21 protein-coding genes are annotated in these 24,945 nt (G+C 41.1%); 3 read left to right on the top strand and 18 right to left on the bottom strand.

Translation table 11 applies throughout. The features are described 5' to 3' along the window. Positions 1-77 precede the first annotated feature (77 nt). From murB to HPC67_RS09165, 9 genes are all read right to left on the bottom strand, one after another. On the bottom strand, positions 78-998 hold the full coding sequence (murB, locus tag HPC67_RS09205; protein WP_217587319.1) for a UDP-N-acetylmuramate dehydrogenase: 921 nt from the start codon (positions 996-998) through the stop codon (positions 78-80). 545 nt (positions 999-1,543) lie between these two features. Then, the gene (locus HPC67_RS09200; RefSeq protein ID WP_217587318.1) at positions 1,544-2,245 is read right to left on the bottom strand and encodes a SurA N-terminal domain-containing protein; all 702 of its coding nucleotides are present in this window, start codon (positions 2,243-2,245) and stop codon (positions 1,544-1,546) included. 144 nt (positions 2,246-2,389) lie between these two features. Then, a complete protein-coding gene (locus HPC67_RS09195; RefSeq protein ID WP_217587317.1) occupies positions 2,390-3,364 on the bottom strand; it encodes a siderophore ABC transporter substrate-binding protein in 975 nt (324 codons plus the stop codon). Between the two features lie 287 nt (positions 3,365-3,651). Beyond that, positions 3,652-4,407 carry an iron ABC transporter ATP-binding protein gene (locus tag HPC67_RS09190; RefSeq protein WP_217587316.1) on the bottom strand — a complete coding sequence of 252 codons (756 nt, stop codon included), beginning with the start codon at positions 4,405-4,407 and terminating at the stop codon, positions 3,652-3,654. After that, positions 4,401-5,351 (bottom strand): iron chelate uptake ABC transporter family permease subunit, encoded by a 951-nt coding sequence (locus HPC67_RS09185; protein ID WP_217587315.1) that lies wholly within the window; start codon positions 5,349-5,351, stop codon positions 4,401-4,403. The genes HPC67_RS09190 and HPC67_RS09185 overlap by 7 nt, the downstream gene beginning before the upstream one ends. Further along, positions 5,341-6,294 (bottom strand): ABC transporter permease, encoded by a 954-nt coding sequence (locus HPC67_RS09180; RefSeq protein WP_217587314.1) that lies wholly within the window; start codon positions 6,292-6,294, stop codon positions 5,341-5,343. The genes HPC67_RS09185 and HPC67_RS09180 overlap by 11 nt, the downstream gene beginning before the upstream one ends. Before the next feature lie 338 nt (positions 6,295-6,632). After that, complete coding sequence (locus tag HPC67_RS09175) at positions 6,633-7,364, bottom strand: DsbA family oxidoreductase (RefSeq protein WP_217587313.1); 732 nt, start codon at positions 7,362-7,364, stop codon at positions 6,633-6,635. Between the two features lie 259 nt (positions 7,365-7,623). Further along, positions 7,624-8,673 (bottom strand): type 2 isopentenyl-diphosphate Delta-isomerase, encoded by a 1,050-nt coding sequence (gene fni, locus HPC67_RS09170; protein WP_217587312.1) that lies wholly within the window; start codon positions 8,671-8,673, stop codon positions 7,624-7,626. Between the two features lie 366 nt (positions 8,674-9,039). Next, positions 9,040-9,798 carry an SDR family oxidoreductase gene (locus HPC67_RS09165; protein WP_217587405.1) on the bottom strand — a complete coding sequence of 253 codons (759 nt, stop codon included), beginning with the start codon at positions 9,796-9,798 and terminating at the stop codon, positions 9,040-9,042. Positions 9,799-10,170: 372 nt separating this feature from the next. Here HPC67_RS09165 and HPC67_RS09160 point away from each other — a divergent pair, with 372 nt between their 5' ends. After that, entirely contained in the window at positions 10,171-10,710 is a 540-nt protein-coding gene (locus HPC67_RS09160; RefSeq protein WP_217587310.1) for an HD domain-containing protein, read from the top strand. A 522-nt stretch (positions 10,711-11,232) separates the two neighbouring features. Here HPC67_RS09160 and HPC67_RS09155 read toward each other — a convergent pair. The 3 genes from HPC67_RS09155 to cas9 form a co-directional block, all read right to left on the bottom strand. Beyond that, a complete protein-coding gene (locus tag HPC67_RS09155) occupies positions 11,233-12,612 on the bottom strand; it encodes an amino acid permease (RefSeq protein WP_217587309.1) in 1,380 nt (459 codons plus the stop codon). Positions 12,613-12,779: 167 nt separating this feature from the next. Continuing rightward, positions 12,780-13,604, bottom strand: coding sequence for an aldo/keto reductase (locus tag HPC67_RS09150; RefSeq protein WP_217587308.1), 825 nt, complete (start codon positions 13,602-13,604; stop codon positions 12,780-12,782). A 135-nt stretch (positions 13,605-13,739) separates the two neighbouring features. Beyond that, on the bottom strand, positions 13,740-16,976 hold the full coding sequence (gene cas9 / locus HPC67_RS09145) for a type II CRISPR RNA-guided endonuclease Cas9 (protein WP_217587307.1): 3,237 nt from the start codon (positions 16,974-16,976) through the stop codon (positions 13,740-13,742). 722 nt (positions 16,977-17,698) lie between these two features. Between cas9 and HPC67_RS09140 the strand changes: the two genes are divergently transcribed. Then, a complete protein-coding gene (locus tag HPC67_RS09140) occupies positions 17,699-19,465 on the top strand; it encodes a methyl-accepting chemotaxis protein (protein ID WP_246569883.1) in 1,767 nt (588 codons plus the stop codon). A gap of 248 nt (positions 19,466-19,713) precedes the next feature. On the opposite strand, the gene HPC67_RS09135 is transcribed toward HPC67_RS09140, so the two are convergent. The 6 genes from HPC67_RS09135 to HPC67_RS09110 all read right to left on the bottom strand — a co-directional run bounded on the left by HPC67_RS09135 (position 19,714) and on the right by HPC67_RS09110 (position 23,656). Then, positions 19,714-19,956 (bottom strand): hypothetical protein, encoded by a 243-nt coding sequence (locus HPC67_RS09135; RefSeq protein ID WP_217587306.1) that lies wholly within the window; start codon positions 19,954-19,956, stop codon positions 19,714-19,716. Positions 19,957-20,026: 70 nt separating this feature from the next. Further along, positions 20,027-20,290: a hypothetical protein gene (locus tag HPC67_RS09130; RefSeq protein WP_217587305.1), complete on the bottom strand. Its 264-nt coding sequence runs from the start codon at positions 20,288-20,290 to the stop codon at positions 20,027-20,029. Between the two features lie 31 nt (positions 20,291-20,321). Beyond that, positions 20,322-20,645 (bottom strand): ArsR/SmtB family transcription factor, encoded by a 324-nt coding sequence (locus tag HPC67_RS09125; protein WP_217587304.1) that lies wholly within the window; start codon positions 20,643-20,645, stop codon positions 20,322-20,324. Between the two features lie 276 nt (positions 20,646-20,921). Continuing rightward, a complete protein-coding gene (locus tag HPC67_RS09120; RefSeq protein WP_217587303.1) occupies positions 20,922-21,485 on the bottom strand; it encodes a DNA-3-methyladenine glycosylase I in 564 nt (187 codons plus the stop codon). Positions 21,486-21,546: 61 nt separating this feature from the next. After that, on the bottom strand, positions 21,547-22,389 hold the full coding sequence (locus tag HPC67_RS09115) for a sulfurtransferase (protein WP_217587301.1): 843 nt from the start codon (positions 22,387-22,389) through the stop codon (positions 21,547-21,549). Positions 22,390-22,438: 49 nt separating this feature from the next. Continuing rightward, positions 22,439-23,656, bottom strand: coding sequence for an MFS transporter (locus HPC67_RS09110; RefSeq protein ID WP_217587299.1), 1,218 nt, complete (start codon positions 23,654-23,656; stop codon positions 22,439-22,441). 172 nt (positions 23,657-23,828) lie between these two features. On the opposite strand from HPC67_RS09110, the gene HPC67_RS09105 reads away from it, so the two are divergent. Then, positions 23,829-24,932, top strand: a complete 1,104-nt coding sequence (locus tag HPC67_RS09105; protein WP_343327825.1) for a D-alanyl-D-alanine carboxypeptidase family protein — start codon at positions 23,829-23,831, stop codon at positions 24,930-24,932. The last annotated feature ends 13 nt before the right edge of the window (positions 24,933-24,945 follow it).

Genomic DNA, 24,945 nt, shown 5'->3' with positions numbered 1-24,945 from the left:
AAAAGTCCGGCACATTTCAAGTGTCGGACCTTTTCTTTAAAGAGGACTATCATCAAAAGCGTACATGACAGTACATATCACTTTATCGGATCTTCTCCAATGATTTTAACTTCTCGCTCAAGCTTTACGCCGAATTTTTCCAAGACGGTTTTCTGAACGTGTTCTATTAAGCCAATATATTCTTCGGCCGTCGCACCGTTTTTGTTCACGATAAAGCCAGCATGCTTCGTACTCACTTCAGCTCCACCGATTTGTTGGCCCTGCAGCTCACTGTCTTGAATAAGCTTGCCTGCAAAATAACCTGGTGGGCGTTTGAACACACTGCCACACGATGGGTATTCTAACGGCTGCTTGGATTCTCGTTTATATGTTAAATCATCCATAATTGCTTTTATATCCTCATATTTACCAGGCTCTAAAGCAAATGTTGCTTTCAGTACAATGTAGCCTTTTTCAGGTATGTTACTCGTACGATAGGATAAATCAAGTTCTTCAGGAGACAACGTTAAGAGGTTGCCATCGCGATCAACAACGACTGCTTCCTGAAGCACATCCTTAACCTCTCCACCGTATGCGCCAGCATTCATAAATAGCGCTCCGCCTATAGAACCAGGAATACCACAAGCAAATTCCAATCCAGAAAGGGAATGTGCCAGCGCTTCCTGTGACACATCAATAATACGGGCACCACTTTGAGCGGTGATGGTTGTCCCTGTTGTCCGGATATCCGCTAATTGGCCAAGATACAAGACAATCCCACGAATACCGCCGTCTTTTATAATGAGATTAGACCCATTGCCTAATAATGTAAATGGCACGTTGCTCCGTTTGGCAAACTTAACAATTGCTTGAACCTGCTCATACGAATCTGGTGTCACAAAATAATCTGCATGGCCACCTAGTCTTGTATATGTATGGTTCTTTAACGGTTTATTGGCAACAACATTGTGCTCACCTATCAATTGAACCAATTCTTCATATATTAATGGATCTACCATATTAATCAGTCCTTTACAGTTTTCAAACATAAATCCACTTTTATATTATAGCACGGCACGTCGTATCACACGTTACAAAAATGTTATGAATCATGATCATTTTATGCAATGTATGTAGTGCTGTTACAAAAACACCACACACGACATTTCCGATTGTCATGTGTGGCTGGCTTTTTAATCGTGACTGGCGCTTGCTGAGTGCATGAGCATTGCATGAGCATGGGCAGCAAGCGATATGCGTGCGCTTTGTGATATATGCGGCGCGTTTGCGATTTATGCGTGCGCTTTGCGCTATATGCGGCGCGTTTGCGATTTATGCGTGCGCTTTGTGATATATGCGGCGCGTTTGCGACTTATGCGTGCGCTTTGCGATTTATGCGGCGCGTTCGCGAGTTATGCGTGTGCTTTGCGTTTTATGCGGCGCGTTTGCGATTTATGCGTGCGCTTTGCGATATATGCGGCGCGTTTGCGATTTATGCGTGCGCTTTGCGTTTTATGCGGCTGGGTGCTTTAATGTGCCAACGTGTCAGAAAAACGTCTATAGTTTAAATCAACACTTCAATCTCTGCATCTTCCTTCAATACATTGACGCGTTCTTGGACTTTGCTTTGCTCTTTTTGACTTTTCAAGCCTTCTTTGATCTGATTACGGACGTCCTCTAATTTTGGTATGTTCTCGCCGTCCTGTTCTTCAAACTGCTGGTCATAAAACGCTTTGATCTCTTCATCCGTCACATTGACATCAAACTGATCATCAATATATTTTTCTCGCAATAGATCCCCTGTCATTTGCTCTTTAAATGCCTCTTCTGACAGCTGGAACCGATCTAGGACTGCTTGGAATTGATCGGCGTTTTTCTCTTTGTATGTTTTAAGCTCTTCTTCGGCTTCTTCTTCAGTTACTTTTATCCCGAGCTTCGATGCGTCTTGGTTGATCAACTCTTGCTGAGTGAGCAGCTCGATGGTTAATTCTTTCAGTTGCGCTGTATCGGTTATGTTTGCCCCGTACAACGTTTTGACTTGAACATAAACTGCGTTGTATGCTTTACCTTTAATTTCAGTCCCATTTATTGTTAGAACGGTCTTTGACGCGTCCACTTTTTCTTCATCACTTATTTCAACTGGTGCATTGGCTTCCGATCCATTATCTTTATCTGCATGATCCTGCTCCGCTTCATCATTGTCACTGCATGCTGCGAGTACTAGAAACATCATTGAAAGCAAGATTAAAACCGTCCATTTCTTCATAAACCGTAAACCTCATTTCATTGTATTGTTCTTTCATTCAAACATAGTTACGGTTTAAAAATCAAGTCACATATGCTGGACATGCAACGGTATGAATCAACAAAATGAAAAGCAGCCCATATCAATGGACTGCTTATACACTGTTTATTCATAGCTTGCTGCTATTTCATCGACCATTTGCTGGACGGATTGAAGTCCTCCGCCTGCCAAATACCATACGTCGGCGCTTAAGTAGTAAATTTGGTCTTCTTTAAATGCGGTTGTGTTTTTGACGAGCTTATTTTCCACGATTTGCTCGGCTGATGAGCCATCATTTATTGCAGCACTGCGATCAATCACATACAGCTTATCTGGATTTTGCTCCATCACATATTCGAATGATACGTTCATGCCGTGCGTCGATGCGTCAATGTTTTCATCAGAAGCTGGGACACCGAATACATCATGAATGAGTCCAAAACGAGAGTTCGGCCCATATGCACTAATCTTATCGTCATTCGCTAAAATGATTAAGCCTTTTTTGTCAGCTGCTTGTGCCTTTTTATTCAATTCTTCAACAGAGGCGTCAATGCTTGCCAATGCTTCTTCAATATCCGCTTCTCTATCAAAAATCTTGCCAAGTGTGTGCATATTTTCCTTGAATGAGTCTATATAACGCGTTGCATCAACACCGAGAAATACAGTTGGCGCCAATTCGCTTAACTGGTCATATGATGCTGATGCACGTCCAGAAATAATAATCAGATCGGGATCAATTTCAGCTAGCTTTTCAAAATCTGGTTCGTGCAAACTACCAACATTGGCATAATCATCGCTCTCATATTTATTCAAGTATCCAGGAATGACTGATTTCGGTAAACCAACAACGTCAATATCTAGCTGATCAAGTGCATCAAGAATACCTAAGTCAAATACAACGACTTTTTCTGGATTAACTTCAACTTCTGTTTCGCCTAGCTCATGTTCAACCGTAATCGTTGAAGCTGTTTCTTCAGAACTTCCATTGTTCGCTCCTGACGTGTCATTTCCTTCAGCCTCGTCATTATTTCCACTGTCCCCGCAAGCTGCGGCAAACATCGCTAACCCAATTAATAAAACAAGCATTATAAACTTCTTCATTTATGAAAACTCCTTTGTATAGAAATATATATCATCACTGGTGCTACGGAGAGTTGTACGAATCGTCATCTATTTAAACGTCGATTATCGTTATGAGCGTTGATTAAAAGAGTCATTCACCTCCTACATAGCGTCTTAACGATAGAATGATCTAATTTACCTTATCGAAAAAATAGGGTACACTAATCTGTGAGAGGTTCCCTTGTAATGGAATGAGCTGTGCGGCTATGACCATTGCATGTGGGACCTTTTTTATATCCGATTCGACACCCGTATACAACCAGGATTTAAAAATAAACACAAATGCGTTTGTCATCGACATGTTTAATATCAATATCCATGTCATAAATGTCTTTTAAAACACATTGATCAATCACATCACATGCCCGACCTTGCTTCACAACTTTGCCATCCTTTAGTGCGACGATATTATCTGAGTAACAGGAAGCAAAATTAATATCGTGAATGACGATGATCACGGTTTTTCCCAGCTCATCGACAAGGCGGCGCAATGTCTTCATAATTTGTACAGAATGCCGCATATCAAGGTTATTGAGCGGTTCATCCAGCATGATGTATTCCGTATCTTGAGCGATGACCATCGCAATATGAGCCCGTTGCCGCTGACCACCACTTAACTCATCGATATATTTATCAGCCATATCCTCAAGCTCCATATAGTGAATTGCTTCATCTACCTTCATTTCATCCTCTGCAGTTAATTTCCCTTGTGAGTAAGGAAAGCGTCCGAATGATACGAGCTCGCGTACCGTTAATTTAAGATTGATGGCATTAGACTGTTTTAAAATGGATATCTTCTTAGCAAGTTCATTGTTCTTCGTCTTCATAATGTCTTGACCATCAATCGATATGTCACCATTGTCCTTCGAAATGAGTCGACTAACCATTGAAATTAACGTACTTTTTCCCGCACCGTTCGGACCAATAAACGAGGTAATCGTTCCTTTTTCAATTGACACAGATACATCTTCTATTACTTTTTTGTCATTGTACGACTTGAACACGTTTCTGATGTTTACCATGCTTTATTCTCCTTTAACAAAAGATATATAAAGTAGATTCCGCCAACAAAGTTAATAATGACACTGATCGTCGTTTGGAATGTAAATATTTTTTCGACGATAAACTGGCCACCAAGAAGGGCAATGATGCTGATTAATACGGATCCGAGAATTAAATACATGTGACGATATGTTTTCAAAAATTCATATGCTACATTAACTACGAGCAATCCAAGGAATGTAATCGGTCCTATCAGTGCCGTTGCAATTGAAATCAGAACTGCTACGACAATTAAAAGATGCTTAACAACTTTGTCATAAGGTACACCTAGATTAATCGCTTGATCACGACCGAGCTGCATCACATCAAGGTATTTATAATACTTGAGAAAATAAAGTATCATCAGCGCAATAAGACCGATGGATAAATAAACGAGATCCGAATTAACGTTATTAATACTGGCAAACATCCGGTCCTGAGCAACCATAAATTCATTCGGATCGATTAACACTTGCATGAATGACGTAAAGCTATTAAAAAACGTACCGAGAATGATCCCAATTAAAAGTAAAAAGTAAACGTTGTTGCCCTCACCACGAAAAAGAAATTGATAGAGTAATAGCGAGAAAACAACCATAATACCAATCGACAATAAGTAATTGATTTGGCTATTCATCATTACGAGCGAGCGTGAGCCGAATACAAAGATCACAACGGTCTGAATCAGTAAATAAAGCGAATCAAGTCCGAGTACACTAGGCGTCAAAATTCTATTGTTCGTAATCGTCATAAAGACGGTCGTTGCAAACGCGATCGCGCCACCTGTTAAAATAATTGCGATGACTTTTATGATGCGTCTCGGAAGTATGTAGCTTATATTGCCAGACAAATCATAGAAAACATATAAGAGCGCCAACAATGCTGCAACGACGGCTAAGACGATAACCTTTTTCTTATAGCCCATATTTCCGTCTCCTTATGAGTAAATACATGAATATGGCGCTTCCAATAACACCAACTGTTAAACTAATCGGAATCTCGTATGGATAAATCAAAACGCGACCGATAATGTCACATATCAGGACAAATATTGCACCAAGTAATGCTGTATGGATCAAGCTCTTCTTCAAATGATCGCCTTGATAAATGGTGACGATGTTAGGAATAATCAAGCCCAGAAACGGAATGACGCCTACTGTTAATACGACGGACGCGGTGATCAAGGCAACGATCATTAATCCGAGATTCACAACTTGTCGATAGTTTAATCCAAGATTTTTAGAGAAGTCTTCGCCCATGCCAGCAATCGTAAACTTATTAGCGTATAAGTAAGCAAAAATAAGAACCGGAATACTGATATACATCATTTCATAATTGCCACTCATAATCATTGAAAAATCGCCCTGCATCCACGATGACATATTTTGAATCAAGTCATTGCGATAGGCAAAAAACGTAGCGATAGAACTAATAATGTTTCCAAACATTAAGCCAACAAGCGGAATAAAGACGGCATCTTTGAATTTAATTTTTTCAAGGATTTTCATAAAGATGAATGTGCCTAATAACGCAAAGGCAAATGACACGATGATTTTTTGCAAAGGGCTTGCTGCTGTGAAAACCATCAATGATACGAGAACACCTAACCGTGCTGAATCCATCGTCCCTGCTGTTGTCGGGGAAACAAATTTATTATGAGACAGCTGCTGCATAATTAACCCCGATATGCTCATGCTCATGCCGGCAATGAGAATGCTTAAAAGCCTCGGAATTCGACTGACCAGTAGTATTTCCAGTTGTATATCCGTTAAATGGAAGATATCCAGTGGCGATACGTTGGACACACCTATGAAAATTGAAACAACTGATAATATGAAAAGTAAAGGGACCAAGTATCGCAATTTCATAGACTGCCAACCATCCTTAGCTTATTTTTAATGATTATTAATAGAAAAGCCTTCTAATTAATAATGATATTCATTATCAATTAGCTTCAGAGTAAAGTATAGCACACCAAAATAACCCCTGCAATATACAAAGGGTATTTAAGTGGAAAAACTTGTGAACAGTGAGAATGGCGTAGGAAATGAATGAGTGGTGTGATGCGGAAATCGATGAAATTAACATTTGAGAGTCACAAGTTTACACCTGAACTGCTCCGAACAAATTCTCCATAACAAAAACCAGCATCCATAAGGCTGTCACCACCCTTATGGAATGCTGGTCTTTTGCAAGGTATATCACATTATTCATTATCGTTCATATCGACTTCGCAGCTATCTCCTGTACAGTATGAAGTCTTTGAGGATTTAGGGTTTAAGGTATTGAGAACAGGTCGATCTCGCTCCTCCTGCCAAACTGTTTCTAACACTTCTGTAAATGCTTCCTGAGGTTGAGCACCAGATACAGCGTATTTTTCATTGAAGACGAAAAACGGGACACCTTCAACACCCATTTCTCGGGCGGTCAACTGATCTGCACGTACTTTCGGTGTGTACTTTTCAGACTGCAGCATATCCAAGACAGCAGCTTCATCCAAACCGACTTCTTTTGCGAGCCTTGCCAACGTGTTATGGTCACTGATCAGTTCTGATTCTATAAAATAAGCTCTTAGTATGCGCTCAGTCATTTCACGACCTTTGCCATGTGATTCTGCAAATTTAGCTAAGCGATGGGCATCAAACGTGTTAACAGGCTTCATGTCATCGAAATGATAGGTTAAACCAACCTCCTTCGCTTGAGCACCGATCTGTTCATTCATGGCTTTCGCCTGCTCAACAGGTATATGATACTTTTCAGCCAAGGCTTCATGAATGTTTTTATCGGTTACGGTTTTTGATTCAGGGGCTAATTCGTAGCTTTTATATTCAATGTGAACATGATCTCGATGTGGAAAAGCCTCTAATGCCTGTTCAAGACGACGTTTGCCAATATAACAAAATGGACAAACAAAGTCGGACCAAACTTCTATTTTCATTTATAAGCACCTCATTTCTGTTTGCTATTTTAGCACAGACCTGGGCTCTATAATAGCATTGTGCTCACATGTGAAATAACGATTCATTCGCTTGGTTTTACAACGTTTATCGCTTCACAATGTTGGATTAAAATATGTCTTTAAACATGGAAAAGGAGCTGATGCAATATCAGCTCCTTTTCCCTACATTTAAACTGGACTACGATCTTCTATTGGTAAAGACCCTCTCTTTAATAAGAGGTTCTTTAAATGCAATCATCTATTTTCCCAATAATGATGTGCCCATAATTTCTACACGCTGTGTGTTTTTCAGATCCTCAAGCGTGCGCGCACCGATGCCGAACATTGTCATTTTTAACTCGAACTCAATTTGCTCCATCACTTGGATAACAGCCTCATCTGATTTGGTGGCAGCCTCTAAAAGCGAACGCGCAAAACCGACAATATCCGCTCCGATCGTGATGGCTTTCGCTGCATCAACACCCGTTTTCATACCACCACTGGCAACAACCGGAACGCCATCAACATGTTTTTTTACCGACACAATGCAGTCCTTTGTTGGAATACCCCAGCCGTTGAACGCTTCAGCAGCAGCTTTTCGTAATGGGTCTTGAGAACGTAATTTTTCCACCTGACTCCATGACGTCCCGCCGGCACCAGCAACATCAATGTACGCAATACCCGCATCATATAACTTTTGTGCAACCGTGCCATCAATGCCAAAACCGACTTCCTTAGCACCGACTGGCACATCAAGTGTACGGCAGATCTTTTCTATTTTCGGAAGGAGATCTGCAAAGTTCAAATCTCCTTCATCCTGAACGATCTCCTGCAGACTGTTCAAATGAAGAACGAGGGAATCAGCTCCCGTTTTATCAATGATCGTCTGACACTCATCGACGCCATAGCCATAATTCAACTGCACTGCTCCGAGATTGGCAATGAGCGGAACACTCGGTGCTAATTCTTTTACAGTGAAGGAATCCTTGTGCGCATCGCTTTCCACGAACGCACGTGTTGATCCAAGCGCCATTACCCAGCCTTTTTGCTCAGCTGCCTTAGCAAGGTTTTGATTAATCGTCGTCGCGAGCTCAGAGCCACCTGTCATTGAGCTGACGAGAAAAGGCGCCTTCAATTGCTTGCCGAGAAACGTCGTCCGCAAATCAATATCGGAAAAATTGATTTCTGGTAGTGCATTATGTATAAAGGAAATGCCTTCCAGACCAGTCGACTTATTAACCCCTTCAACATTTTCTGTTAGACATAGATGAATATGTTCTGTTTTTCGCTTGTTAATCTCTTGTACCATGCGCGCACATCCTTTTGCTTTTAATATGTAATATACGGTTATATACGGTTATTGAGTTGTTGTTATTTTGAAATTACTGAACGTCACAAAATAAACATCCGTAACTTTCATCATAACAAAAAGTTAACGGAATGTAATGGGAGATATGTGGAAAGATGTTAATATTTATTTAGAGGGGGAGAATGGTGTATGTGGGCCGCCGATTCAGACGCATGTTTCGCCGATTTATCCTCGGGACTTGCCGATTCGGGCGTGTGTTTCACCGATTTATCCTCAGTTGTGCCTGACCAATTCAAAAAAAGACTCACATCACATGCCATTTCATAATCATGGCATGTGATATGAGCGCTTGCTTTATAATAATCGTTAATAAGCTGTCCAGCCGCCATCAGCTGCAATGCTGACACCGTTGACGAAGCTTGAATCATCTGTTGCTAAAAATAGCGCTATCGTTGCAATTTCCTCAGACTGTCCATTTCGAGGATTGTTATTAACGCCACTCATGACGCGTCCCATGCCAAATTCATCTGGTGCATTAATCGACGTGCTGATATTCGTTTCTACTCCACCTGGAGCGATGGCGTTACAACGAATGCCATCCATTGCATACATAAACGCGACGTTTTTCGTAAATCCCGTCACAGCATGCTTGGACGCCGTATAAGCTGCCCCTGCTCTAGACCCGTTTAATGCACCTACAGAGGAGTTGTTGATAATAATGCCGCTTTTCTTTTCTAAAAAGATCGGTAGCACTTTTCGGGTTGTGCGCATGACTGACGTTAAATTGACGTTAATGATTCGGTCCCAATGCTCATCTGTAACGTTGCCTGCTGGAATAAAGTTATCCATAATACCAGCATTATTGACGAGAATGTCTACTGTTCCATAATGATCAACAGCTGTATCGATCATGTTTTGCACATCAGATTCCTTAGATACATCGGCTACAACAGCAATGGCTTCGCCGCCAGCCTGCTTAATCGCTTCCGTCACCTTATTGGCAGTTTCTTCATTGAGATCTGCCACAATGACATTAGCACCTTCCTTTGCGTACAATAACGCAATGGCTTCACCCATACCAGAGCCTGCACCTGTTACGACAGCAACCTTACCCTTTAATTTCATCAACAAGCACCTCCAAGTTTATTAGAAAGTGAACCTTACATGTACAGTATACATTTTTTACTTAATTTGCTCAATAATGAACATTTTTTCTCGTCACTTTTTTATTGAGCTAGGCAACATATAAAGTGCTCTTCAAAATGTCAGCTAACCCGAGTAATTTCCTGAAAACATTCCAGACACCTGGAACCCTCAATCCTTCAATCAGTGGGCGTTTTACAGCCCGTTAACTTGAGATAAAATGAACGCTCGCGATTAGGACATTCATATATGAAACTCAATTAACTTAAGTCTGAAGACCTGTTAACACAAGGAGGGATTCACTTAGATATGATAAAATCAAAACATAAATCAAAGCATAGGGAGGTACCACACATGAAGACACGCGCTCGCTCATTTGCAATGGACGCCCATAAAGGGCAAACGAGGAAAGGCAGCACCACCCCTTATATTACACATCCGATAAGAGTTGCTGAACGACTCGAAAAAGCAGGCGTATCTGATGAGCTTGTTTGTGCTGGATACTTACATGATGTTGTTGAGGATACACCCATCACAATGGAGGATATTCAAAAACAATTCGGAGTTCGAGTCGCACAAATCGTCAGCGCCCATACTGAGGATAAATCAAAATCATGGCAAGAACGTAAGCAGCACACCATTGAAACGGTCAAGGAAGCAGATTTGGACGTGAAATATTTGATCGTTGCGGATAAACTAGACAATTTAGTTGATCTAGAAGACAAAATAATGAGCCAAGGCGATGATGTGTGGCGACACTTCAATGCCGGGTTTGCTGATCAAAAATGGTATAACGAATCGATTGCTCACAATATGGAATTCGGAGTAGAACTAGAAGATATTCCTGACTTTTTCCAGGAATTCAAAGATGCAGTTGCGCGCATATTTGGGTAGTTGGTGGATGTGCTCAAAGTGCAAACGAGGGCAATAGACAGCATATTATTTGAAGAACAAGGTCTGGGCGATGCTTATGAAATCCTTGTAATTATAAGAGCAAGAAGGAAGTGAACAAGCTGGGGCACTTCCTTCTTGCTTTTGTATGTATGTGTATTGGATGAGGACTAAGGGACGAGTGGCTCGGGCTTGGATATGCGGCGTTCTTGGGGTTTATGCGGCTGCTGTGGACGATATGCGGCACTTTTTGGGTTTATGCGGTCCTTTCAGAGATTATGCGGCGCTTTTGCGATATGTGCGGCTCGGTCGTGATATATACGGTCAAAATTAAATTTATACGTTTCCTGTGGATGAACTAAAGGACTAAAATCAAATCATACAAATTACGCTTTCCAATGAGGGTAAGTTTATCATCTTCTGCTTTAATGGACGCTGTCATCAAGATACGGTTGCAAAGCTTTTCAACGATCACTCTGCTTGTGTCGATTAAACGCCTGCAACAAAGAGCGAATGAGTCCATTCCTATTTTGGCTTCTTAAATCCAAAGAAAAACTGGTAACACAACAATATTGTTGCAATAAGTGCTCCGCTTATGAGCAACCCTACCCTTTCATTTGAATGAAATAATGCGCCTGATATCGCCAGCACAATAAAACCAATGCCTAAATATGACGTAAAAGGATAGCCGAATGCTTTAAACGAATCCGGATGATTCGCATAGGTTGGATGTAATTTAATATGTGAGGCAAGGATAATACTCCAATTCAAAATTAGCATGATCCCTGCAGCTGTCGTTACATATTCATATACAGTGTCTGGCAGTAGAAACGACAACACAATAGATAGACCTAAAACAGCAGACGTTAAAAGCAGCGACTTTAACGCGACACCTCGGCTATTTTTCTCCTGGAGCCCTTTTGGTGCATCACCACCCTCTGATAACGACAGCATCACATGGCTGACTGAAAAAAACGCCCCGACCATCGTGGAAAATGCCGCACTTATAATGATTACATTAAACAGAGAATCTAAAAAAGGAATGTGAAAAGCAGATAATGCCGTCACAAACGGACTTTCATTTTCATTTATGAGTGTCCAGTCAGCCATTTCCAACACAAAGAAAATAGACAATAAATAGACCGAAACGAGCACAAGGATTAAACTAAATCCCGCCTTGGGAATATCATTCTTATTTTTTAATTCCGAAGACGCAACACCGACGACCGCTATCCCCCCAAAAGAGAAAAAGATAAAAATAAGGGCAGACCATAATCCCATCACACCATTTGGGAATAAATTGTGAGCTGTCACGTGAGCACTATTTACAACTTCCTTAGGCGTAATGACACCAAATAGAAATAATCCGCCAAAAACAATAAAAGCAACTAATGTAGATAGCTTCACAACTGCAAAGAGAGATTCTATTTTCCCGAAATCTTTAACGCCCAACACATTAATTCCTATCCCTAATAAAGCATAAATGATTGAAAACACCCATAACGGAATCGTTTCAAACCAAAATTGTGTAAACGTAGACAAAGCTATGATTTCACTAGACATAATCAGAATTCCTGACAACCAATACAACCAACCCGATGTAAAGCCTAGCCAATGTCCATAAGCCTTCCCGGCATACGTTCGGAAAGAACCTGTTTGTGGATCATTAACAGTCATTTCGGCCAATGCACTAAAAACAAACAGCGCGGTTACACCTGCAACCATATACCCTACCAGTATGGAAGGACCAGCAATTTTGATCGAAAGTCCAGTACCTAGAAAAAATCCTGCACCTATTATGGAGCCAATACCAATGAGCGACAGCTGCCACCACGTAATGTGTGCCGCTCCATTTTGCTTCTGTTTATGATGAACCGACTGTTTTAAAAGTGGATGATGTTTCATACAAGTACCCTCCTCCCCTTATTTATGTCCCTCCTTCCGATGACATAAACAAAATAACATTCGTTTTACATTCAACAAAAAAGAACAGTAGCATCCTTTCACTACTGTTCGAATGACCTTATTATATCGTGATATGTTTCAAGCATCCCACGGAACAAGCCATGCCACTATCTATAATTCATCTCGTTCGGTTCAATGCCTTTTCGTTCATTCCGATCAAGTTTCGCAATCTCATCAAGCTCGGAAACATCTAATTCAAAATCAAACACAGCAAAATTCTCTTCAATTCGCTTTGGCGTCACCGATTTTGGAATCACAATATTACCGTATTGCAGATGCCAACGGAGAATGACTTGAGCTGATGTCTTGCCATGGCGGTTGGCAATTTCGTGAACAACATCATCCTCAAGTACCGCGCCACCTGTCATCAATGGGCTATAGGCTTCCAAGTGAATATCGTGCTTGGCACAAAATTGTTTTAACGCTTTTTGCTGCAAATATGGATGACATTCAACCTGATTAACGACTGGAACGACCTCACATTCATCTAGTAAACGTTCTAAATGCTCGACATTAAAATTGCACACACCAATCGCTTTTACACGGCCATCCTGGTAAAGCTTCTCCAATGCTTGATACGTCTCAATATACTGATCATATTCAGGCGTCGGCCAATGCACCAAATACAAATCAACATAGTCGAGGCCTAGCCGCTCAAGACTGGCATCAAACGCTGCTAACGTTTCTTCGTAGCCATGGTCACTATTCCAAACTTTCGTCGTAATAAACAGTTCTTCACGAGGTACACCACTTTTAGCTAGCGCCCGTCCAACGCCCGCTTCATTGCCATAAACCTTCGCCGTATCGATCGAACGATACCCGACTTCAAGTGCCTTCGCAACAGCTGGCTCAGCTTTCGCATCCTCAACCTGCCAAACACCAAACCCGAGCTGTGGCATCTGTAAACCATTATTGAGTGTTACGTATTGCATCGAATCATCCTCCCCTAGGTTTCTTTCAGTTTAGCATACTCGCAAACATTGAAACAGAAGGACGTGCCTGGCACGTCCTGACATTTGGTGGTTTTTTGTTGAAATTCACCTATTGATTTCAGAATAACAATATTCTTATCCATCACGGCGTATTTCTTTATTGACCTTAGATAAGTTTCCTAATGGATCAATTTGATACTTATCAAAAACCTTTAAGCCCGTAATTCCGATTCTATCTTGAAAACTATTTTTATGATCAGTGATTTTAATTTGAGCAGTTGCTGTGTCAACACCATTAAAGTAGAACAACCCTTCCTCCCAACTGACTCTCGTGTTCGTATGTGTTTTAGCTGTTTTTTCTCTAGGCAATTTAATGTTTAATACATCATTTTGAAAGAGATTAAACTGAAATTCATAGTCATCTGTAATAACAGCCCAGTCTTTATATGGCTTACCTTGGGTGATTAGCTTACTTGGGACAACACCGGACAACACTTCACTCACATAGACTGGTGTTAAATAATATTTCCCTGTTTTTTTATGCCTAAACACTTCTGTTCGGGCAATACGACCATTTGCTGCAACAGTATGTTCATCGATGACAAATGCTCGGTTTGTCGTATCCTCTATTTTGACACTTCTTATAATCGGCGCCATGTCCTTCCTTTTAGACGGTTTATAAAGTGGGGTTTTAAACGCTTGCTCTTTTTTTCCGTCATACGCTAAATACCTTTTTTTGATAGCTTCATAGGTTTTGGGATCAGATTCTTTGCCGTACATCGGAAAATCCCCCGTTTTTTTATCAAAAGGGATATTTTCCAGTCGTGTCTTTGTAACAATTCGCATCAGCCCTCGATCATTATAATCTCTGTGTCTTCTCAAGGTTTCTTCGTGGATCTTGCCTTTAATCGATCGCTTCGGCATACGCGAGACAATGATTGGCTTTACGCTATCAATAAAATTCTGATCATAACTGTTCTTTGCAAGGCTTTCAAGGGCAAACCTTAGCTGACCGGAATCTTGAATCATTCTTGCTTCCAATTCTCTCTTAAACCCTTCCCATGGTTCTGGGAAGTGTCCATCCTCAATCTCACACTTCAATGGCTGAGAAGTATGTGCTTCACTTCTTTTAAAATACTGCTCTACTGTATCCCTGAATGGAAGACTAACTGCCACAATCGCTGCATCAACTGCATGGAGACGTTCATCGGCTTGTCTATTTTTGTTAAATCCCCAACGCTTACGCATTAGTGCTGTATAAGCACCGTTTACTGCATAGACATGTTGATTCTCATCCGATTTTCCATTAAATCGTAAGTTATCCTCGATGAATCCTTTTAAAAAGCATGTAATGTAGCGTGAATCGTTTATATTGCGCGCTTTAAATCGTTCTGTTTCTCCTTGATCGAAATGCTTGTTAAGCAGCAGGTTTTTTTTCTTTTTGTGCACTTTTAATGTGTGAACATAGGTGGTATATGCGTCCCATTTTTGCGCATCACTTCCAAACCATTCGTAGGGTGTTTTTTGTCCTTTATTTTGATTTTCTTCAGCTAAAACGAGGACTTTGTTAGCAGTGCTGTCATCAAAGCTTCGACTATAGGGAATAATATGATCAACCTCGGCATATCCCGCTTCAAACAATTGATCTACCGAAATAAAATTATTTGAATAAGCGCACCGTCCTTTTTGTTCCTCCCATAACTTAAACTTCAAAATATCGTGACCTCTTAGCACACCATTCTGAGGGCGCAATTTACGGATTGTTTCTTTTGCCGAGTCATTTAATTGTCGATTCCTGTTATATTGCTTTTCCAAGTCTCGTCTTTCTGGATAGCGACGCCCCATTTCTCGACCCAGTTCAATATAGACAAACGACGGTGATCCGTAGTGTTTAATAATGGCATTCAGGACTTTTCGCATTTGGGAAAAAGCTCTAATGACGACTGGGTTTGTAATATCCTTTGTCGGTATAACAGGTAAAAGCGTCTGTTGGGTTTTCCCTATCCTTTGATTAAACTGATAGCCGGCTTTTTCACACGCCTCTTCATATCGAAGACCTGACTCAACATAAGGCATAATCTTGTTTAGTGCTTTGAAAGATAAATGGCCGAATTTAGAAAAGGAAAGGTGAAGCAGCTCTGAGATTAATGCGTCATCATAAGCTTGGTTCGCAAGGTTTATTTCTTTTTTCCCGTCTTCATTAACATATGTATTTTTTAAATAATCCCGAGAATCTTGATCATCTTTATAATAGGTCAATGCATAGCTAAAAGTATCATAATCGATAGGCCGAAGTTTGGTTGTTAATGTGCCTTTGGCAGATTTGACGGCTTGCTTCATGTTATAAACGCCTTCAAGTGATAAAAATACTTTAGTTTCGTTCTGTGTATTTGTTTTATTTAAATCATAAATGAGCCCATCAAACCGTTCGTATTCTTGGAGTCTGAGCATTTTGCGCAGTTCTTTGAATGTGATATGTCTTTGATTCATAAGCTTGTTCAAAATAACAACGCGTTCTCCATCTGCAAGCGAACGCTGTGCTGTCCGATCAGACGTGATTTTTAACCGGTTTAGTTTATCAAGTGCACAGAAGCGTTCAAAGGTATAGGACCATTTTGGTGCACGTTTTTCATTTGGCTCAAACGTACAGTAGCCTATTTTTCTTTCTATATCGTCTTGTGTAATAAACGGGCGTTGTGAAGACCAAATCTTGATGTACACATCCTCGTTTTGTTGTGTTGCAAAGGCATGACCAAATTCCCGTTGCTTCTCAAACACGGTATGTATTTCATGTTCAACCTCACTTCTAGCGATCACACGAGAATAGTCTCCATCTATATTTCGTTTACGTCCAGCAAATTTTTTATCATGTATAAGCATTTCAGCTACAGTGCGATATTGTTTGATCTTCATGAGATCTTTATTAGCCTTAACAGCTTGAAGGAGCTGTCCATCTTCTTCTTGTGTGTCACTTTTTCGGTTCGATTTAAACCCACGATTTTTTGCATAGTGAATCAATATTCTAGCATATTCTCGATTTGTTAATTTACGCTCAAGCCCATATATGCGGATGAGCCACACATCAAGATCTTCTTTATCCCTATTAAATAACTGATCTGCTTCAACTTCTGATAATAACCCTTGACGAACGATCATTTTACGAACTCTTCCAATGCGATAACGCCGCCTACGAATTGTCTTTCTAGAGGACCGCGCCTCTCGTCGGGCTGCTGCCAAGGAGGATCCGTCCTTTGGATTTTCGGCCACATCAAAGACGCGCACACCCATATCCTCAATCCGTTCTCGATCAAGGTCGATCACTGTCCATCCAACAGATGAAATTCCGATATCCAAGCCAATACTAAATCTCATGGCACGCCCTCCTCATCTTCTTGTTTTGCATATAAAAAAAGACTAAATACAATATTAGTCTGGAATCAAATCATTATGTGGGGAGCTCCGCAAATAAAAGCGGAGTTCGGCGATCCCCAACGCCACGGCTTATTGCCTTACCATAATAACTTACCTGTAAACCTTGATGTGATATGATTCTTAAGACCTTCCCCAAGATCTCTACGGTAAATTTAACATTTTTTTTAATACTTGTAAATGTTTGCCACAACCAATTCGCCCGCGTCTATTACAGACCTCGTCACCCACCCTCATCTCAACACTAAATCACTACCATATTTTACCTATTACCTTAATTATGATAAAATTAAATGACCTTACTTATTAAAGAGGAGGGTACCATAATTCCCCTGTAAACCTTGATGTGGTATGACTCCGAGCCCTTGGACCCCAACTGGTTCAAGGGCTGTTTTATTGTCAACTTCCACAATCATCTCCATATAATCAAGCAATCAGGCTCCATTTCTGTGCTAGCAGCCAAGAAACATTAATAGACAGCTGAACGTTTTTATATAAAATGGCAAAAAAAGTAAAGTCGATCACATTAAAATGAAGCGGGCAAAGCGACATGTACGTAGACATAATCTTCTATAACGTTTGACAAAACAAAATTAGTGCTAAATACTTAGGTCATATTGCCGATATAAAGAAGACATATACAATTAAATGGGGGATATGCGTGTATGAAAATGAAAATAAAGCTATTTAATAGAAAAAAGACGACCAAGACAAAACAAAAGAAACGAAGAAATAAAAAGTGGCAGCACTTACCGATTGGACGCAAGTATACTCTTGTCTATTTATTAACAGGGTTCATGTTCCTCGTTGCAGGCGGCTTAGTGTTCCTGCAGCTTCAACAAGGTCAAAGCGATGTTAAAGCCATTGAAGAGGACGGCTCTAACATTAATAACATGCTGGAAATCGCAACGATTATGCAAAACAAGTATCTTGATGTCTCATACTATGTTTCTACGACAAACGATAAGTACTTAACGTCTTTCCAGGAATCCCAGCAACAATTGATTGAACTAGAAGAGCAAATGGAAAATGCGCTCTCAACAACTGAGATGCAAGAGATCTTCGCTGAAATAAGATCTAATAACGAAACAATTGACCAACTATTTCTTAATAGTGTCGTCGCTTCTATCGAAAACAACAACATGCATACGGCTATGAAACAAAATAATAACTTAGCAGAATACACATCATCCAATATTGATAAAGTCACTGCACTCACGAAAATGATTCATAAGGAACAAACAACATCTGTCAATCGAGCCAGTAACAACATCCATTTTGCGATCTGGTTCCTAGCAGGTGCCATAACGATTGCACTTGTTGTTGGTATCACCTTTATGTATTTTGTCAGCAAGCCTATTACGAAAAACTTAAAGCAAATTGTACACATTACATCTGAAGTCGCTACAGGTAATTTAACAGTGGAATCGATGGACTATGACGGGCGCGATGAAATTGGACAGCTGGCAGAAGCCGTTAATAAAATGAAGGATAGCATTCGTCAAATTGTCGGAAATATCTCTCATGTTTCTCAAACAGTGTCGACACAAAGTAATGGTTTAAACAGCTCGGCAGACGAGGTGAAAGCGGGCAATGAACAAGTTGCCTCCACGATGGAAGAACTCGCGTCAGGCTCAGAATTACAAGCTAACTCTGCTTCTAATCTATCTGAGGAAATGTCGGTATTCTTGCAACGTATTCAAGCTTCTGAGAAAGAAGGGCAAGATGTTGCCACAACGTCTCAAGATGTGTCACAGCTCACATCGGACGGTGCAGCCTTAATGGATCAATCTGCCAAACAAATGCAACGCATCGATGCGATCGTGACAGACGCTGTGGAAAAAGTACAAGGACTTGATCGCCACTCAGACGAGATTTCAAAGCTTGTTCTCGTCATCAAGGATATTGCCGGTCAAACAAATCTATTGTCATTAAATGCAGCCATCGAGGCTGCGCGCGCTGGTGAGCATGGAAAAGGCTTCGCAGTGGTCGCTGATGAAGTCAGAAAGCTCGCTGAGCAGGTGGCCAATTCCGTCAGTGAAATCACACATATCGTCCATAACATCCAGAATGAAACCAATCACGTCGTCACGTCTCTTAATACGGGATACGATGAAGTGAAAGCTGGATCAGAGCAAATGCAAAAAACCGGCCAAAGCTTTACGACCATTAATGAAGCTGTCGCTAATATGTCAGATAAGATTTTAGCAATATCGAGCAACCTGCAAGAAATCGCGCAAAGCGGTAGTAACATGAACAACCTGATCGAAGAAATTGCTTCTGTTTCGGAGGAGTCCGCTGCCGGTGTTGAAGAAGCAGCTGCTTCCGCCCAGCAAACGTCTAGTTCAATGGAAGAAGTGTCACATAGCGCTAATGAGCTCGCTCAATTAGCCGAACAGATGAATAACGAAATCCGTGCTTTTAAACTGTAAGCTCGAACATAGGAAAGCAGCCATATCGCATGGCTGCTTTTTAGTTTTAATTATAATCCTAGTCTACTAGCCGCATAAGAGGACCACAGTCCCGCATATCTAAGAAATCCTACGCATATCCCGCTCTTCCGACGCATATGATCAAAAAAAGACGTATATTGCCTATTTGAACCGCGTAAATTATAAAAAGAGCCGCATAATCCAAGATTCATCAGAATGAGAACACTTAATTGAACTCAACAAAACGGCTAATCAACTTGTTTAAGAATGGCTTCGATGCCTTTTAAACGTTCTTGAACATCGCTCATCGCTTCTGATTGTTGTTTTTGACGGGCTGCATGTGCTTTTTCCATTCGTAATCGCTCTTCTGCTCGACCTTCGATACGCCGAACAGCTTTTACCGCGAACACAATCACCGATACAATCACAGCGATCAGTGTAATCATTATAATAATCGGTAAAAGTCCCATAATAATTGTAGAACTATCCATATAAATGACCATCCCCTTACATCATTTTCAAATCAACATTCATTCATGCCATTACTGCCCATATCCGACATCAATCAACATCTTTTAGAATCCGTTCAATATTGCTTAAACGATCTTGGACATCATGAATGACCTCTATGTGCTGTTCCTGATGAGCAGCGTTTTCTTTTTCAAATTGGAGCCGTTCCTCTGCACGACGCTCCATACGACGAACAAGCCGTATGACGTATACCAGCACAAGAACAATCACAACGACCGGCAATAGTGAGAATAAAAACACCACTAATTGAACTAAAGCATCTCCTACATGAACATGATCCATAAAACGTTCCATACCCCTTTCTCTTTCTATTCGAAAAAACAGCCTACTCCTTTCTTTTCTTAATGGTTAAGCTTTCCACCGCTTCAGCTATAACCGGTGCATCTAAACGGATGCTAAAGGGACTAAGCTCGTAAAATTTCATTGCTTTACCATCCTCGGAGATTTCATGATGGCCTGTAATCAACTCTGCCTCCTCCAGCTTCTTTAAATGTAAATAAAGCAATGGTCTGCTAATGCCGAGGTCCCTTGCCAGCTGACTGACATATTGCCGATCGTGATGAAGAATCGCAATAATTTTGAGCCGATACGGATTGGACAGTGCTTCCAACGTCAATAATAAGTGATCACCATTTTTTATATCTTTCATATGTAATAATTTTATTACAGGTGGTTTTGTTTTGAAAAGCAAATTATTACTGCCTATTGAATACATGCTTATCCTAAAGAACATTGACACAGGTCATCAATACCAGGTTCCCACCTCATATCATCCCCCTCACAAACAACAAAAAAAGACACGGATGCTCAGGCACCGTGCCCCTATGTTTCTAAGTATTAATGCTCATTTCAACTAGACATTTTACTTATCATCAAGTCAAGCTTCAATTAGTAAATGTTTTATAGCCTGTAAACCTGGGATCAATCACACATTCCCATGATACAAAAAACAGTCCTGTGTATGATCATTGACCATACCGACAGCTTGCATATATGCATAGCAAATCGTCGGCCCGACAAATGAAAAGCCCCGTTTTTTCAAATCCTTACTCATCGCTGTCGACACATCGGTTAATGCCGGTACATCATCATGTGTTGCCCATTCATTCAAGATAGGCTGGCCTCCAACGAATTGCCATATATACGTATCAAAACGCCCAAATTCCTGTTGAACGGCCAAAAATGCTTTTGCGTTCTTGACGACGGAGCGGATTTTTCGTTCATTTCGAATGATGCCTTCATCGTGTAAGAGAGACTGAATCTTATCTTCATCATATGCGCTAATGACATTCGGATCAAATTGATCAAAGGCTCTCCGATAATTGTCCCGTCGTTTTAAAATGGTAATCCAACTTAAACCAGCTTGAGCACCTTCTAAACAAAGCATTTCAAATAAATGCCGATCATCGTGCTGTGCCCTTCCCCACTCTTGATCATGATAGGCGATATAATCTGGGTCTGTTCCTGCCCAATAACATCGTTTTGACATTCATATCACATCCTCCAATTTCCCATGCTACATTAAGCTGCAATCATACATATCAAGCTGATTAAGCCTCACCTTTATGAACAACATTATCCTCATAAGATATCCAATCACTAAAGCTCCCTGGATATAGCTTAACATTTGGATAGCCAATCGACTTCAGGGCGAGTATATTCGGGCAAGCTGACACACCGGAGCCACAGGACACAATCACTTCAACATCTTTGGAAATATCTTGAAAATGCGCCTCAAGAGCCTGAGTATCCTTCCAAAAGCCTTGCTCATCCAATACACTTTTCCAAAAATAATTAACCGCACCAGGAATATGCCCTGCTTTTGAATACATCGATTCTTGTTGTCCAAGATAGCGCACTTTTGAGCGGGAATCGATTAATATCGTATCGCTTTCCGTCCCGCGCGCCTTAACGTCAAGCATATCAACAGTATCTTGATCACGGACGTGTGGTGTAAATGTCTTACGGTTCAACTCTGGGATTTCACGACTCGTATCCAGCCCCGCTTCAATCCATGCATCTAAACCTCCATCAAGCACATAGACGTTTTCATGACCTAAATGATGGAGCATCCACCAAAGTCTCGGGGCAACCATGCCATTATCTTGATCATAGACGACAACTGTCGTATCATGATCAATTCCGACATTTCCCATCTTCGCAGCAAACATATCCATATCTGGTAACGGATGACCACCCCCATGCTTTTGCGGCTTGCCCGATAAATCTTTGTTCAAATCCAAATAAATCGCGCCTGGAATGTGGCTTTCTAGATAAGCCTTTTGTCCTGCATTTTCGTCATCAAGTCGAAAGCGCACATCAACGATCAACGTATTATCCAAATGATTGTTTAGACGTTTTTTCAAACGGTCGACACTAATGATGTATGACATATTCACCCTCCAGTTCATGTTTTGTTCAGTATAACATGAGACCAATCATTTATGTTTGATTGAATGAATCAACCGCCTTCTTCCTTTCAGCATCTTTTTGCAAAGACAAGGCGATGATCAATGCACCAATGAGGATCACGCCTAACAATAGGACCGTCAGCTGTGCACCACCCCATGCCGCTATGCTCACAGCGCACATCGGACCAATCGTCGCACCAACGAACAAAATAAATGCATACCACGCATTCGCGATCCCTCTCATCTGCCCAGAAAACCCACCAATTAACATCATAATCGCGGGAAAAATGAGTGATATTCCCGCTACATATAAAATGGTCGAACCTGTTAAGGTGACAAGCTGTTCAGCTCGCCCAAGGCTAACAAGCCCGATGATCGATAAGCCGAGACCACACTGCAATATCCGCATTTTTCCGAATCTATGAATGAATATACCAGCAAATGGCGAGCAAAGCATGCCAATAAGTCCGAGCGCTCGAACGACTAAAATATGATCATCGGATAAAGAGAATGGCGACCGGCTGAGCATATCTCCCAACACGGTATACATTCCAATAAATGTAAACAGCAGCACAATTGTAATGCCATAGCACTTTACTAACGCGCGATTTCTAAAAATGATCCGCGTCCCATGCCCAAAATGGCGGATGACGTTAGGAGGTTTTGTTTGCTTTTGATCGGGTGGAAATGATGCCAGAACTAAGACGAAGGATAGACCATAAAACAATCCAAACACATAAAAGATCACTGACCAATCAAACGTTTGATTAATCCACTGAGCCATTACTTGACCAAAAATGCCAGAAGCCACGTAACCAAAGCTCATCAAACCTACAGCGGTGCCAATCTTTGCCCTTGGAAACATATCAAATACATATGCCAAAGCTGTCGGTGCAAACGAAGCCGCCATAAACCCTTGTACGCCCCGCATGATGACGAGTAGATGAAATTGCTGAACAAACCCCGTGCAAACAGTTGCAACCAGTAAAGCCATAAATCCAATTACGAGCGTCTTTTTCCGCCCTAACCGGTCGGACAACGGTCCAAAAAATAAAAAACCCAGTGCATAGAAAAGAGAAAAGATGCTCGTTGGCAGCACCGCATTTGTTAACGTCACATTAAACGTAGATGAAAACGTCGCCGTCAAAGGCGTCGTTACGTACACACTTGACACAACGACCAGTGCACACCAAAACAAAACACCCGAAAGAAAACCGAAATTAGATTGTGTGGGGCTTGATGTTTCCATGTCAGTCACACCTTCACCAGATAGTGCAATAGTATATGTCTTTCATCACTATGACGTGTGTCAAACGCCCTACACTTCACTTTAAAATAAAACACAAAGTCTATTGCCCAATGTATATTTTTTGTGAGAGAATAATAAAAGTAAATACATGCATTAATAGGAGAGACAAATCGTGAACAACACATTTAAAACAATTGCCTTGGCGGTTCTCTTAACATCAACTGTCACGGCTTGTGCATATACAACTGATCCAAATCAAAACAATAATCAAGACCATACAATGGATGAAACGAATACCAACACGGCATCTGATTCAGAAGACTCTGTCCAATCCAATAACAATAACGATGAAGGAGCGGAGAATGACATGAATGATGCTGAAGCGATTGTCTGGCCCGAGGTAAACCTTCAGAAAAAGGATGAAGGTGAAGCTGTTGTTCAACTGCAAAAAACGTTAATAACACTAGGATATGTCGTAAGTGAAGATGGCATTTATGACGATGCAACAACACGTGCAATCACCGACATCCAACTGCAGCTCGATAACGTCCTAGCGGTCGGCGTTTATAATGCTGAGACACGCAAGGCACTCAAAAATATGGATATAAAAGCACTTGAAACGAAGATTAAACCTGGAAAGGAATTGTCGAATGAGCGGTCTGAACCTGTTTCTGGTTCTGATGCTACCGAGACAGCGATGATCACCAACCCATATGATCAATTGGCGTTAGTTAACAAAGCGAATGCCCTGCCTAAAGACTACGTGCCGATCGATCTCGTTGTACCAGATGTCCGCTTTCCATTTGAAGAAGATTACCCAAAAAAACAGCTTCGAAAGGTTGCAGCAGATGCGCTCGAAGCACTATTTGCGGAAGCCGATCAAGCTGGCATAACGCTCTTTGCCCAGTCTGGTTATCGAGCATACAGCACTCAAGTCTTCTTATTTAACAGGTATGCCGAGAAGCATGGTGTAGAAGAGGCGAATAAGTTTAGCGCTCGCCCAGGGGAAAGCGAACACCAAACAGGGCTTACAATGGACGTTACAAGTGAGTCGGTCGACTTTAGACTCGTAACGGACTTTGGCGAAACACCTGAAGGACAATGGATAAAAGAGCATGCCGCAGATTTTGGTTTCATTATTCGTTATCCAGAAGGCAAGGAAGACATCACACTATACCAATATGAGCCTTGGCATTTACGTTACGTCGGAGAAAAAACAGCGCAAGAAATCATGAACAACGCGCTTACACTTGAAGAATATTTTAACGAGAAATAAGAAATCACCAAAA

The sequence above is a fragment of the Lentibacillus saliphilus genome (genome assembly GCF_019093865.1).
Classification (GTDB): domain Bacteria; phylum Bacillota; class Bacilli; order Bacillales; family Amphibacillaceae; genus Lentibacillus_B; species Lentibacillus_B saliphilus.
This window is presented reverse-complemented; position numbering and strand designations above follow the sequence as displayed.